16 protein-coding genes are annotated in these 13,473 nt (G+C 66.9%); 13 read left to right on the forward strand and 3 right to left on the reverse strand.

Annotation, left to right across the window (positions count from 1 at the left end):
* Positions 1 to 33: 33 nt before the first annotated feature.
* The 11 genes from IEW49_RS08900 (at position 34) to IEW49_RS08950 (ending at position 7,489) form a co-directional block, all read left to right on the forward strand.
* Positions 34 to 309, forward strand: coding sequence for a metal-sensitive transcriptional regulator (locus IEW49_RS08900; RefSeq protein WP_188642338.1), 276 nt, complete (start codon positions 34 to 36; stop codon positions 307 to 309).
* Between the two features lie 15 nt (positions 310 to 324).
* Positions 325 to 813, forward strand: a complete 489-nt coding sequence (locus IEW49_RS08905; RefSeq protein WP_229658145.1) for a YybH family protein — start codon at positions 325 to 327, stop codon at positions 811 to 813.
* 2 nt (positions 814 to 815) lie between these two features.
* Positions 816 to 1,706, forward strand: a complete 891-nt coding sequence (locus IEW49_RS08910) for a DUF2231 domain-containing protein (RefSeq protein ID WP_188642339.1) — start codon at positions 816 to 818, stop codon at positions 1,704 to 1,706.
* Positions 1,707 to 1,719: 13 nt separating this feature from the next.
* Positions 1,720 to 2,199 carry a DUF411 domain-containing protein gene (locus tag IEW49_RS08915; protein ID WP_188642340.1) on the forward strand — a complete coding sequence of 160 codons (480 nt, stop codon included), beginning with the start codon at positions 1,720 to 1,722 and terminating at the stop codon, positions 2,197 to 2,199.
* 42 nt (positions 2,200 to 2,241) lie between these two features.
* Positions 2,242 to 2,466, forward strand: coding sequence for a hypothetical protein (locus tag IEW49_RS08920; RefSeq protein WP_188642341.1), 225 nt, complete (start codon positions 2,242 to 2,244; stop codon positions 2,464 to 2,466).
* Between the two features lie 34 nt (positions 2,467 to 2,500).
* Positions 2,501 to 2,941 (forward strand): hypothetical protein, encoded by a 441-nt coding sequence (locus tag IEW49_RS08925; RefSeq protein ID WP_188642342.1) that lies wholly within the window; start codon positions 2,501 to 2,503, stop codon positions 2,939 to 2,941.
* A gap of 106 nt (positions 2,942 to 3,047) precedes the next feature.
* Positions 3,048 to 3,464 (forward strand): potassium channel family protein, encoded by a 417-nt coding sequence (locus tag IEW49_RS08930; RefSeq protein WP_188642343.1) that lies wholly within the window; start codon positions 3,048 to 3,050, stop codon positions 3,462 to 3,464.
* 53 nt (positions 3,465 to 3,517) lie between these two features.
* Positions 3,518 to 4,057, forward strand: a complete 540-nt coding sequence (locus tag IEW49_RS08935) for a DUF305 domain-containing protein (RefSeq protein WP_188643163.1) — start codon at positions 3,518 to 3,520, stop codon at positions 4,055 to 4,057.
* A complete protein-coding gene (locus tag IEW49_RS08940) occupies positions 4,054 to 4,545 on the forward strand; it encodes a DUF6692 family protein (protein WP_188642344.1) in 492 nt (163 codons plus the stop codon). The genes IEW49_RS08935 and IEW49_RS08940 overlap by 4 nt, the downstream gene beginning before the upstream one ends.
* A gap of 110 nt (positions 4,546 to 4,655) precedes the next feature.
* Positions 4,656 to 6,485, forward strand: coding sequence for a gamma-glutamyltransferase family protein (locus IEW49_RS08945; RefSeq protein ID WP_188642345.1), 1,830 nt, complete (start codon positions 4,656 to 4,658; stop codon positions 6,483 to 6,485).
* A complete protein-coding gene (locus IEW49_RS08950) occupies positions 6,485 to 7,489 on the forward strand; it encodes a cysteine synthase A (protein WP_188642346.1) in 1,005 nt (334 codons plus the stop codon). The genes IEW49_RS08945 and IEW49_RS08950 overlap by 1 nt, the downstream gene beginning before the upstream one ends.
* Before the next feature lie 39 nt (positions 7,490 to 7,528).
* Here IEW49_RS08950 and IEW49_RS08955 read toward each other — a convergent pair whose 3' ends face one another.
* The 3 genes from IEW49_RS08955 to IEW49_RS08965 are packed head-to-tail and all read right to left on the reverse strand — an operon-like array spanning position 7,529 to position 11,077.
* Positions 7,529 to 9,658 carry a TonB-dependent receptor gene (locus IEW49_RS08955; protein ID WP_188642347.1) on the reverse strand — a complete coding sequence of 710 codons (2,130 nt, stop codon included), beginning with the start codon at positions 9,656 to 9,658 and terminating at the stop codon, positions 7,529 to 7,531.
* Positions 9,659 to 9,695: 37 nt separating this feature from the next.
* Positions 9,696 to 9,911 carry a hypothetical protein gene (locus IEW49_RS08960; protein WP_188642348.1) on the reverse strand — a complete coding sequence of 72 codons (216 nt, stop codon included), beginning with the start codon at positions 9,909 to 9,911 and terminating at the stop codon, positions 9,696 to 9,698.
* Positions 9,908 to 11,077, reverse strand: coding sequence for a PepSY-associated TM helix domain-containing protein (locus IEW49_RS08965; RefSeq protein WP_188642349.1), 1,170 nt, complete (start codon positions 11,075 to 11,077; stop codon positions 9,908 to 9,910). The genes IEW49_RS08960 and IEW49_RS08965 overlap by 4 nt, the downstream gene beginning before the upstream one ends.
* Positions 11,078 to 11,548: 471 nt before the next feature.
* Between IEW49_RS08965 and putP the strand changes: the two genes are divergently transcribed.
* Entirely contained in the window at positions 11,549 to 13,012 is a 1,464-nt protein-coding gene (putP, locus tag IEW49_RS08970) for a sodium/proline symporter PutP (RefSeq protein WP_188642350.1), read from the forward strand.
* Positions 13,012 to 13,386, forward strand: coding sequence for a VOC family protein (locus IEW49_RS08975; protein ID WP_188642351.1), 375 nt, complete (start codon positions 13,012 to 13,014; stop codon positions 13,384 to 13,386). The genes putP and IEW49_RS08975 overlap by 1 nt, the downstream gene beginning before the upstream one ends.
* Positions 13,387 to 13,473: the final 87 nt, after the last annotated feature.

A 13,473-nucleotide genomic window follows, 5' to 3' on the forward strand; every position in this document is an offset into this window, starting at 1 on the left:
ATATACCCCCCAAGGGTATTTCAAGAGCGAACCATGGCCGAGCATCCCCAACGAAAAACGCTTCATCGACTCTCGCGGATCGAGGGACAAGTGCGCGGGATCGCGCGCATGATCGAGGACGACCGCTATTGCATCGAAATCCTGCACCAACTGCAGGCGGTCAAATCCGCGCTCGCCAAGGCCGAGAGCGAGATTCTGAAGAACCACGCCGCGCATTGCGTCGCCGAGGCGATCGCGACCGGCGACACTGAGGACCAGCAGGCCAAGTTCGGCGAACTCGTCGACCTGTTCGAGCGCGTCCGGAAATAACACGAGGGAGAGAGCATGAACCATCGAGCACTGAGGATGCTGGCCGCGGCAGGCATGCTGTCGCTTGCACTGCCCAGCCTGGCGACCACCGCATCGGCGCAGGAAGCCGAACAGGGCGCGGACGAAGCCACTGCGGCGGGCGCCCTGATCGCCTATCGCGACGCGCTGGTCGCGCTCGATGCCGACGCCGCGAGCGCGCTGTTCGTCGAGGATTCGAGCGTGTTCGAGAACGGCAAGGCCGAGGGCAGCTGGGCCAATTATCTCGAGCACCATCTCGGGCCCGAGCTAGGTCATTTCGAGGCGTTCGAATTCCCGCGATACGAGGTCGAAATCCGCGAGATGGGGGATCTGGCCTATGGCGAGGAACGCTATTCCTACCGCATCACCCTCGAAGACGGCCGCGTGATCGAGCGCGACGGGGTGGCGACCAGCCTGTTGCGCCGTGAAGGCGACACGTGGAAGATCGTCAGCCACCACAGCTCCAGCCGGGCACCGAGGAACTGACCATGCGATTGATTGCCCTGGCCGCGGCCGTCTTGCTGTTCGCGATCGCGACACCGCTCGCCGCGCACGGCCCCGAGAGCCACGAGGAAGAGAAAACCGCCCAAGTCTCGCCGCCGACCGGGTCCCAGGCCCCAATCGATGCCGATGGCGACAGCTCCGCCCGAGCGGCGCAGGCCGATGTCGGAGCGCGGCAGGAACCGCAGGTGACCGTCGCATCAGTGCTCGAAAACCTGCACCCGGCGACCGTCCATTTTCCGATCGGCCTGCTGTTCGCCGCCGCGCTGGTCGAACTGCTCGCCTGGCGCCGCCGTTCGCAGCGCCTCGCCCAGGCCGCCACCGTGATGGTCGGCGCAGGCGCGATCGGATCGGTGATCGCGGCGCTATTCGGCTGGATCCATACCGGGCTGTGGTTCGGCGGCGACGGTCTGGTCCAGTGGCACCGCTGGCTCGGCACCAATCTCGCCGCGCTCGCGCTGCTGGCCTGGTGGGTCAGCCGCTATCCCGATTATCGCAAGGCCTTCCGCGTCCTGCTTTTTGCGTCGGCCACACTGATCATGGTCCAGGGCTATCTCGGCGCAGAGCTTTCTCACGGGCCGAACCATCTCCTTGGCGCTCACCACGAAGCCTCTCCGCAGGAGAACGAGGCGATCTCTCCGGCACCGCAAGCCGCAGGCGTCGAGGTCTCTGGAGAAACCCGCCCTGCCGTCGATCCCGAGGGTGCGGAATCGCCCGGAGACATGGCCGAGCCATCGCCGGCTCCCTCACCTCGCCAGACCGAGGCTGATGCGACGAGGTCGAGCCCGGCACCCGCGCCCTCGCCCACTCCGCCTCCTGCCGCAGAACAGGCGGATCCGCATGCGGGTCACGACATGGATGCCCCACCCACCGACTAAAGGAACCCCCAAGATGCGCCTGAAACCCCGTCTCTCGCCGGTTCACCTCCGCCGCTCGCTCGGACTTTTTGCGGCCTATGCCCTCGTCGCCTGTGCCGGCGTCGCGCAGGCGGCGAGTTTCACGATGTTTCGCGATCCCGGCTGCGGTTGCTGTCTCGCCTGGACACAGCATGTCGAAGGCGACGAAGCGCACGAAGTCGAGCGCGTCGATCATCCCGACATGGGGGCGATCAAGACCAAGCACGGCGTCCCCGACGACCTGTGGTCATGTCACACGATGCTCGCCGACGGCTACGTGATCGAGGGCCATGTGCCCCGCGCCGATATCGAGCGCCTGCTGCGCGAACGCCCCGAGGGTGTGACGGGTCTGGCGGTCGCCGGAATGCCGCTCGGCTCCCCCGGCATGGAAGCGGGCGACCGGCGCCAGCCCTACCAGGTCATCGCCTTCGGCCCTGCCGGACGCAGCGTATGGGCGAGCTATCCCGCCAAATAGTGATCAACCCGGTCGATCCGGCCCGAAGAAGGAAATGCATCGATGAAGACCATGTTTGCAGCAATGAGCGCGGCGGCCCTGCTGGCCTCCCCGGCCATGGCAGCCGAAATGAAATGCGACATGCCGTGCTGCGAAAAGGACGCGGACGGCGAGATGGCGTGCTGCGAAAAGATGAAGAAGGCGGGCGAGGACGGCGGCGACAAGCCGCACCAGCATCCCGAAAACGGCGAACCCGCTCCGGAAACCCCCGCGACCGGGGAGGAATGACCGCATCCCGCCAAGCTTCCGCCCGTTGAATTGAATGTCGCGTCCCGAGGTCAGGATCGCGCTGTTCGGCTTTCTCGCCGCCTTCCTGTGGGAGATGTGGCAGATGCCGTTCTACGCGACGGCGGGCCTCACCATCGCGGAAGCCGTGCGCGGGTGTTCGCTGGGCTCACTCGGTGATTCGGGGCTGATGGTCCTGGCCTATTCGGTCGGGTCTATCGCCACCGGCAACCGTCACTGGGTCCGGCAATGGACACCGGCGGCGCTCGCTGCCTATCTCGGGACCGGCCTGCTCGCCACCATCGTCGTCGAAATGATCGTCGAGGGACGGGCATGGGGCTGGCACTACGCCCCGCTCATGCCGCGCGAGCCGCTGACCGGTGTCGGCCTGGTCCCGATCGCGATGTGGATCGTCGTCCCGCTCTTCACGCTGTGGCTGTCTCGGAACATTCCTCCCCGAAAAAGCTTGAATCGATAAACTAGACCCATCGGACAGCGGAGGAAGCATTGGCTGCGCCAAACAGCCGCCCGCGGGTTTGCCGCAGGGCGATCGTCCAAATCGACAGGCGCGACGGGATCGCGCGGTGACAACTGCGCTGATCATCGGGGTGATCCTGTTCGTGCTGTCGCTCTACCTGCATCTGACGATGCTGCGCGGCGCGAAAAGGATATCGCCGCCCGAAGGCGATCCGCACCATCTGCGGCTGATCGGCGGATCGGTGCTGGTGCTCATCAGCCACCTACTGATCGCAGGGATTTTCGCGGGCGGCTTCGGCCTTGCCGAAAGCCTCGGGCTCGGCGGGTTCGAGAAGGAGCCGACCGATGGCTGGATGGACTACTACTACTTCGCGCTGATCACGGTTTCGACCGTCGGGCTGGGGGACATCTATCCCACCGGGCACCTGCGCGCGATCACCGGCATCGCGGCGATCACCGGCTTCCTGATGATCAGCTGTACCGCGCAATACGTCTACAAGACCATGAGCCAACAGGAGGATTAGGAATGGCAGACGGACACTCCGGCCACGGACGCAATTACTGGCGCTTCATGGCGATGGTGGCGACCTCCACCGTCATCATGTTCTTCCTGATGTACGCCAACACCTTCGACGCCGATCACGTCTTCTGGAGCGAAACGCGCTTCTGGATGACCTTCGTGATGGGCGGGATGATGATGATCGTCATGCTGCTTTTCATGTGGGGCATGTACAAGGACCGGAAGAAGAATTTCATCATCCTCGCGGTGGGCGCGGTGGTGATGGCGCTGGCGCTGTGGCTGGTCCGCAGCCAGGCGACGATCGACGACAAGGAATACATGTCGGCGATGATCCCGCACCACTCGATCGCGATCATGACCAGCGAGCGCGCCAGTCTCAAGGATCCGCGCGTGCGCAAGCTGGCGCACGACATCATCCTCGCCCAGCGGCGCGAGATCGCGCAGATGAAATACCTGATCGCCGATATCGAGGCCAACGGTGTGCGCAGCGAGGAACGCCTGCCCGAAGGGTTCGAGGCCCCGCGCTCGACGCCGACACCGGCGCCGACCGCGACGCCTGCCCCGACCGAGACGCCCGAGGAAGGAGCAGCGCAATGAAACACGCAGCACTCCCAGCCGTCGCGCTCGCCCTGACCTTGGGCGCCTGCAACCAGAACACTGCGATCGGCAACGACCGCGAAGCCGATCTCTACCCGCCGCCCGAGGCCGCGGCGATCGAGCCCGCCGCGAGCGCGCTGCAGAACGTCGCAACCGCGATCGTGAAGCCCGAGACGATGAGCGAGGCCGATATCGCCGCGATCGGCGGCACGCAGGGCCGCTGCGTCTACCGGCTGACCGAGATCGGTTACCCGGTGTTCGTCTACGAGCCGGGCGGAGAGGGCTTCATCAAGCTCAACGGCAAGCTGATCCCGCTCTCGGCGAGCGGCGCAAACCGCTATGCCAGCGGCGACCTCGTGGTTGCCACGCGCGATCTCGACACCACAGGCAATGCCGGATTGCGCGGGCAGGAGATCATCGTGGTGCCGCCGGGCGCGAAGGACGAGCTCGGCTATCACGGCTTCGTCGGCTGCCCGCGGACCGCGTGAGGCTGCGCCCCGCCTGGTGAGATGCGGGGCGCACCCGACCTGATTTGCGATTGCCGCACGGACCTGCGGGCCCTAGCCTGACACCCAAAGCAATCTGGGGAGAGCCGACCATGCGTATCGCAACCACACTTCTGGCCACCGCCGCGCTTGCCGCAACGCCGCTCGCGGCACAGGAAGCGCAGAACGCCGCCACCACCACGACCGCCGAGGCGACCGGCGGGATCGGTCCCGGCGCGCGGCCGGTGGGCGCGCAATGGAGCCGCTCCCCCGTGGTCGCGCCCAACGGCATGGCCGCCACAGCGCACCCGCTGGCGACGCAGGTCGCGCTCGACATCCTCAAGGCGGGCGGCAGCGCGGTCGACGCGGCGATCGCCGCCAATGCCGCGCTCGGGCTGATGGAGCCGACCGGCAACGGCATCGGCGGGGACCTGTTCGCGATCGTCTACGATCCCAAGACCGACAAGCTTTACGGCATCAACGGCTCGGGGCGCTCGCCCAGCGGCCAGACGCTCGACCAGCTCAAGGAGAAGCTCGGACCGGGGGCGACCTCGATTCCGCCGGTCGGCCCGCTGCCGATCACGATCCCCGGCACGGTCGACGCGTGGTTCGACCTGCACGAAAAATTCGGCAAGCTGTCGATGGCGGACAACCTCGCCCCGACGATCCGCTATGCGCGCGAAGGCCACCCGGTCGCGCCGGTGATCGCGATGTACCTCCAGCGCTCGCTAGCGGCCTATGAAGACCGGCTCGAACGCTACGATTTCGAGTTCGAGAACGCGCGCGCGACCTACTTCCTCAACGGCGCGCCCGAAGCGGGCGACATCTTCCGCAATCCCGACCTCGCCAACACGCTCGAACGGATCGCGAAGAACGGCCGCGACGAATTCTACGAGGGCGAGACCGCGAAGGTGATCGTCGATTACCTGCGCGAACAGGGCAGCGCCTTCACGCTCGAGGATTTTGCCAGCCATGACAGCGAATGGGTCGACGTCGCCTGCGTCACCTACAAGGCGGGCTACGAACTTTGCGAACTGCCGCCCAACGGGCAGGGTTTCGCCGCACTGCAGATGGTCAACATCTTGAAGAACGTCGACCTCTCGCAATGGGAGCGCGGCAGCCCGCAGGTGCTGCACTACATCACCGAGGCCAAGCGGCTGGCGTTCGAGGACGTCGCGCGCTTCTATGCCGATCCCGATTTCTACAAGGCCCCCGAAGGCCTGCTGACCGATCAATACGGGGCCGAGCGCTTCGCACTCATCGATCCGGCGAAGGCCACCCCCGCCTTCACCCCCGGCGCGCCCAAGGCTCCGAAACTCGAGGGCGAAGGCGACACGACCTACCTCACCGTCGCCGACAAGGACGGGATGATGGTGAGCCTGATCCAGTCGAACTATCGCGGCATGGGCGGCGGGCTGGTCGCCGACGGGCTCGGCTTCATGTTCCAGGATCGCGGCGAGCTGTTCAGCCTCGATGCCACCCACCCCAACGCCTATGCGCCCTCCAAGCGGCCGTTCCACACGATCATCCCTGCCTTCGTTAAGAAGGACGGAAAACCCTGGATGAGCTTCGGCCTGATGGGGGGCGGGATGCAGCCGCAGGGCCACGTCCAGATCCTCGTGAACCTCGTCGACTACGGCATGAACCTGCAGGAAGCGGGCGACGCCGCGCGGCTGATGCACGATGGCGGCCGCGCGCCGACCGACGCGATCAAGGGCAGCGCCGCCGACACCTACGAGATCGACAGCCTCGGCGTGTTGATGGTCGAGCCCGGCACCCCCGCGGCTACGATCGAGGCGCTGCGCGATATGGGTCACAATGTCGAGATCGAGACCACCGGCATTCCCTTCGGCGGCTACCAGGCGATCGTCCGCGATCCCGCGACCGGGGCCTATACCGGCGCGACCGAAATGCGGAAGGACGGCCAGGCGGCCGGGTATTGATGCGGATGGCACCGGTCGCCACCAACCCGCTCGACCTGATCGGCAACACCCCCATCGTCCTGCTCGAGGGGCCCAGCGAGGCGGCCGGGTGCGAGATCTGGGGCAAGTGCGAATTCCTCAACCCCGGCGCCTCGGTGAAGGACCGCGCTGCGCTGGGGATCATCCGCGATGCCGAGGAACGCGGCGCGCTGAAGCCCGGCGGCACGGTGGTCGAGGGGACCGCCGGCAATACCGGGATCGGTATCGCGCTGGTCGCCAATGCGCTGGGTTACAAGACCGTGATCGTCATGCCCGACAACCAGGCCTCGGAGAAATACGCCACGCTGCGCGCGCTCGGCGCCAAGCTGGTGCTGGTCAAGCCGACCAAGTTCAAGGACCCGAACCACTTCGTCCATACCAGCCGCCGGATCGCCGAGGAGCGGGACGGCGCGGTGTGGGCCAACCAGTTCGACAACCAGGCCAATCGCCGCATCCACGAGGCCACCACCGCGCCCGAAATCTGGGAGCAGATGGAAGGCCGGGTCGACGGCTTCACCTGCGCGGTCGGCACCGGCGGCACGCTCGCGGGCGTCGGGCTCGGGCTCAAGGCGAAGGACAACGACATCCGCATCGCGCTGACCGACCCGCACGGCGCCGCGCTCTACGAATATTACGCGCATGGCGAGCTCAAGTCCGAAGGCAGCTCGGCCGCCGAGGGGATCGGCCAGGGCCGCATAACCGGCAACCTCGAGGGCGCGCCCATCGACACCCAGTTCCGCATTTCCGACGAGGAAGGACTGCACTGGGTCGCCGAGCTGCTGCGCGAGGAAGGCCTCTGCCTCGGCCTGTCGAGCGGCATCAACGTCGCCGGCGCGATCGCACTGGGCAAGCAGTTGAAGGCCGACGGCCGCGACAACCCGCGCGTCGCGACGATCCTGTGCGACACCGGCTTCCGCTACCTCTCGACCATCTACAACCGCGAATGGCTCGAGGCGAAGGGCCTGCCGGTGTTCGGGTGGTTGTGAGCCAGCCCCCTCCCGCATGCGGGAGGGGAGTTCCAGCGCCTAAAAATCCGCTGAAATCGACGCTTTCATCGTGCGCGGCCGACCTTGCAGCAGTGCGGCGGAGAAGCTGTCGAAGGCGCTGGCCCAATAGGCCTCGTTGGCGACGTTATCGACCGTCAGGCGCAGCGTGACCGGGACCTCGCCCGCCGCCAGCACGTAACGCGCGCCGAGATCGAAGCGGGTCCAGGCATCGAGCCGCAGCGTGTTCGCCGCATCGACCCATTGCTCGCCCGTGTGGACCGCGCGCGCTGTCAGTGTCAGGCCGGGGGCGAAGGGCAGGTCCCACTCGACATCGGCATTGGCGGTGAATTTGGGCACACCGGGCACCTCGCCGCTGCCGTCGAGTTCGGCGTCGGCGAGCGAGACGCCGCCGATGAAGCGCAGGCCCGGCGCCACCGTGCCGTTGGCGGTGAATTCGATGCCCTGGTGGCGCTGCTCGCCGAGATAGCCGAACCGTCCCGAGGGGAGCACGCCCTCGCCCGGCCGGCTGATGCGATAGCCGGCGAGCGTCAGGAACATGTCGCCCAGCGCGAGCTTGCCGCCGACTTCGTATTGTGTCGACTTGCGAGGACCGAGCGTTTCGCCCGGGTTTGAGACCAGCGTCGGGTCGAGCGGCGCGGTCGGCCCCTGCTGCAGCGCCTCGATCCGATTGGCATAGAGCGAGAGCCCCGCGAACGGCTTGGCGACGATCCCGGCCACCGGCGTCACCGCATCCTCCTCGTAGGTCGAATCGAGCTGGCCGCCATTGTAGTAGTTGAAGCTGTCCTGCCGGATCGACTGGATGCGCAGGCCGCCGGTCACCAGCAGCCGCTCGTCGAACAGGCCGACCGTGTCGGATACGAAGCCGCTGACCAGCTTGCTGCGGGCGATCGGGAACGGATCGTCGAGATCGCCGCCGACCAGCGTCGAGCTCGGCAGTGCGACCTGCGGGGTGTCGTAGAGATTGGTCGCGAAGCCGGCGAAGCCCGGGCCGTAGCGGAAATCGAACGCGTTGCGGTTGGTCTGCCAGTTGATGTTGCCGCCGAAATTGAACTCATGCGTCACCGCGCTGCCGACGCGCGCGCGCAGCCCCGCCTCGATTGCCTCGTTATTGTCGGTGCGCGGGACCACCAGCGCGTTGCCGTTGGCGTCGCCGGTTGCAGCGTCGAGCACCGTCAGCCCGCTATAGATGCCGTCTTCGCGCCCGTCGCGCGCCCCACCCCGCAGGTAGAACAGCGCGTTGTCGGCGAGGTCGTATTCGAAGCTCGCGGTGCCGAAGATGTCGCGCATCTCGGTGAAGCTGAAATCCTGCGCGTAGTTCGCCTCCGGCGCGGGCACGGCGGGGATCGTCGCGGTGCCGACCGTCACCTTGGGGCGAAGATTGTCGACCCGCACCTCCTGGTAGGCGAGGTCGAGCGCGGCGCGCACGTTTCCGCCGTCGTAATCGAACCCGGCACCGAGCACCTGCGTGCGGCGGTCCTCGCCGTCGATCGCCAGCTCTCCCTCGCGATACGCGCCGTTCACGCGCACGCCCCATTCGCCATCCGCGCCGAATCGGCGACCGATATCGACGCTGCCGCCGAAATGCGCGTCGCCGGTATAGCCCGCGGTCACACGGGTGAGCGGATCGGCATCGGCGCGCTTCAACATCAGGTTGACGCTGCCGCCGAGGCCCGAGCCGCCCGGCGCGGCACCGTTGAGGAAGGCGCTCGCGCCATTCAGGACCTGCACGCTTTCGAACAGTTCGGGCGCGACCAGCTGGCGCGGGGCGATGCCGTAGAGCCCGTTCAAACCGACATCGTCGCCGAACAGCGCGAAGCCGCGCACCACGAACAACTCGCTCGCATTGCCGAAGCCGTAGCTGGTGCGCACGGTGGGATCGTTCTCGAGCACCTCGCCGAGCGTCTGCGGCTGCTGGTTCAAAATCAGGCTCTCGTCATAGGAGCGAACCGCGAAGGGCAGGTCCTCGGCCGGCTTGTCGCCCAGCGCGCCCGCATCGCCGCCATTGTCGACCTGCGAGGAATTGTCCGCCTGCGCGGTGATGATGATGGTGTTCCCGGGTGCGGCTTCGTTCTCGGCATCCTGCGCCAGCGCGGGGGTGGCGATGGCGGCGGAGAGCGACAGCAGCGAGGCGGACAGGCGGTAGTTCATCGGGAGACTTTCTGTTCTTGGGAGGTGTTGGAATGGGTCAACCGCGTCCGGTCAGGCGCAGCGCGATCAGCGTGAGGAGGGTGGTGCCGAGCAGGAGCGCGGCGGCGATGTCCCACCCGCCCTCGCCGAGCAGCCCGGCGACGAGCCCGCCGAGCGAGGTCGCCATCAGCAGCAGCGGCATGCGGAACACCTGCCACGCGGACAGGCGTCGCGTCGTGCGCCCGGTCGCACGCAGGCTCGGGAGCCAGCTCATGACAGCGCCCCGCGCCGTGCACCGGTGCGGATTTCGGAAATCCGGCGTTCGATATTCTCGTGCCGCCGGCGCCACCACAGCAGCAGCCCGGTCCACAGCACGCGGATCGTCAGCAGGGTGAGCAGCGCCCACAGGATCTTCAGCGCGAGCCCGCCGTAATCGCCGAAATGGAGCGGCTTCGACATCATCAGCGCCTGGTTGAGCGCGGGCATGTCGCGCGCATCGACCAACGCGCCGGTCTCGGCATCGACCAGCGCGGGGGTGAGCAGGTGCGAGGTCAGCGGGCGGTCGCCCTGGAAGAAGATCGCATAGTGCCGGTCGGTGCTCCAGTCGCCGCCGGGAAAGCCGATGAATTGCGGCGAGCGGCCCGGCAGCGCCGCCTTGGCCGCCGCCATCGCGGTGTCGAGCGAGCCGTAATCGGCCGGGTCGAGCGCTTCGCCGCCCGCATTCGCCGCGGTCATCGCGGCCAGCTCGTTCTCGCGCCAGCTATCGGTCAGTGGATCGGCGAAGGCGTTGATCGCGCCCGTCGCGCCGACCACCAGCGCCCAGGCGAGCGTCACCATGCCGAGGTAATTATGCGTATCGAGCCGCTTCACGCGCGCGCTGCGTGTCCGCCGCACCGTGCCGAAGCGCAGCCGCCGCATGAACGGCGCGTAGAGCACCACGCCCGAGACCAGCGCGAGCAGGAAGCCGAGCCCCATCGCGCCGAGGAACAGCATTCCCGGCAGACCGAGAAACAGGTCGGTGTGCAGTTCGAGCACGAAATCGAGAAACGCGTTGGTCGGCGCGGGACCCAGCGAGGCCCCGGTCGCGCGATCGAAGAACAACAGCGACATCTCGCTGCCGGGCGCATCGGGCGCGGGCCCGGTGGTCACGGTCAGCAGCGGCGAATCCTGGCTGAACGCCATGAACAGCGGCACCTCGCCCGACCGCTCGGCGAGCGCGGTGGAGAGCATCGTATCGAGCGGCAACCCACCATCGGCCGACGGCGCGCCCGCCCCCGAAGCCAGCAACGCCCCCTCGGCATCCGCCCCCGACAGTGCATCGATCTCGTCATGAAAGATCAGCGGCAAACCCGTGACGCACAGCATCAACAGGAACGCCATCGGTACGAGGCTGCTCCACTTGTGCAGAAGATACCAGAATCGGATGGCGCGACGAGTCACTCGCGCCGGTTAGGAGCGCACCACCCCGCCGTCAATGCTAATCATTCGCAATAGCGATATTGGCATGCCCTTGCCCGTTTCCCGTTTCAGGCTTCGGCTATCTGCCCGCAAGCCGATGATTTTCCTACATGCCGCCGCGCTGGTATGGTCGCGTCGGCTCTTTCCTACCGTCGATCCTCCCGCTTTCGCTGCGCCTCTTTGCCGGTCCGGGCACGGTTTGCAGGCACACCCCTCCATTGTGGACATTCAGGGGCTCCCTCCCCCTGTCCGTCCGCGCGGCATTTCCGGTGTCAAGCTGTTGACCTGGAGCGATAAATCCGGAGCGTGCGAGGGTGACGCCGTGTCACCTTCGTCACCTTTCGCTGGGTCGCCGTTTTCGCGGCCCAAACCGTGGTCCATGACTCCGGCCATCTCGCAGGATTCCGCGACATGGCTGGATATTGCCCCCCTCATTTGTTAGCCCCCCGCACCATGCAGACCGGAACACTCATTTCGCTCGTCGCCTATTTCGTCCTGATGCTCGGCATCGGGCTGTATGCCTGGCGCAAATCCACCGATACGTCCGAGGGCTATTTGCTCGGCGGGCGCAATTTGCACCCCGCCGTGGCGGCGCTTTCCGCCGGGGCGTCGGACATGTCGGGCTGGCTGCTGCTCGGCCTGCCGGGCGCGCTTTACGCCGCCGGGCTGGTCGAGGCCTGGATCGGGATCGGGCTGTTCGTCGGCGCGCTGGTCAACTGGATCGTGGTCGCGCCGCGGCTGCGCAAGCAGAGCGTCGAGCGCGGCAATGCGCTGACCATCCCCGAATTCCTGTCCAACCGCTTCCCTGACAAGGCGATCGCGCTGCGCACCGTCTCCGCGCTGGTGATCGTGCTGTTCTTCGCGGTCTACACCGCCAGCGGCCTCGTCGCGGGCGGCAAATTGTTCGAGACCGCCTTCCCCGCGCTGCTGCCCGATGTGCCATTGAGCGACTACATGCTCGGCATCTGGATCACCGCGGGCGTGGTGCTCGCCTATACCATGGTCGGCGGGTTCCTCGCGGTCAGCCTGACCGATTTCGTGCAGGGGTGCATCATGCTGGTCGCGCTGGTGCTGATGCCGCTGGTGGTGATGTTCGGCGAAGGCGGCAGCGCCGGAGGATCGCTGGCCGAGGTGCCCGTCGAAGGGTTCCTGAGCCTTACCGAGGGACTGACATTGCTCGGCTTTATCAGCGCTGTGGCCTGGGGCCTCGGCTATTTCGGCCAGCCGCACATCATCGTGCGCTTCATGGCCGTGCGCTCGGTCGAGGCGGTGACCACCGCGCGCAACATCGCGATGAGCTGGATGGGCGTGTGCGTGCTCGGCGCCGTCGGCCTCGGGATCGCCGGGCGCGCCTATGTCGAGCGCAACGGGCTCGCGGTCGAGGATCCGGAAACGATCTTCATCGTCCTCGCCGACCTGCTGTTCCACCCGCTGATCACCGGCTTCCTGCTCGCCGCGCTGCTCGCCGCGATCATGTCGACGATCAGCTCGCAATTGCTGGTCGCGTCATCCTCGCTGACCGAGGATTTCTATCGCCTGTTCCTGCGCAAGGAGGCGAGCGAGCGCGAGACGGTCAATGTCGGGCGGATCTCGACGCTGCTGGTCGCGCTCGCCGCGATCGTGGTGGCGAGCGATCCCGACAGCCAGGTGCTCGGCCTCGTCTCGAACGCCTGGGCCGGCTTCGGGGCGGCCTTCGGTCCGCTGATCATCCTCTCGCTGACCTGGAACCGGATGACCGGTGCCGGCGCGGTGGCTGGGCTGGTGACCGGCACCGGCGTGGTCGCGGCCTGGATCGCGCTCGGCTGGTCGGACTGGCTCTACGAGATCGTCCCCGGCTTCGCCGCCGCATGGCTCGCGATCTGGCTGGTGAGCAAGGCGACCCAGCCCGCGGCCGAAGCGGCGGTCGAGCCCGCCTGATGGCCAAGGTCACGGGGCTCGGCGGCGTATTCTACGTCGTCAAGGACCCGGCCGCGACGCGGGCCTGGTATCGCGAGGTACTGGGTATCGACGGCGAATACGGGCCGCAGATGCCGTGGTCGGAGGAAACCGGCGACCAGCCCTATTCGCTGATCTCGCATTTCAAGGACGGCGAATACCTCAAGCCCGGCCAGCCGCATTTCATGATCAACCTGCGGGTCGACGATCTCGACGCGTTCGTCGCCGAACTCGAGGCGAAGGGCGTCGACGTGATCGACACGGTCGACGAAGGCTACGGCAAGTTTGCATGGTTGCTCGACCCGGACGGGATCAAGATCGAGCTGTGGCAGCAATGCGCCCCGCCGCCGGAATAGGCGGCTAGCGCTACCGCCAAGCTCCGACTGCGATCCTGATGCACCGGGTGCGTCAGGTTGAAGACCGAGCCCCCGCCAGCGCCGACC

It is taken from the genome of Pseudoblastomonas marina (assembly GCF_014641655.1).
Taxonomy (GTDB): Bacteria; Pseudomonadota; Alphaproteobacteria; order Sphingomonadales; family Sphingomonadaceae; genus Alteriqipengyuania_A; species Alteriqipengyuania_A marina.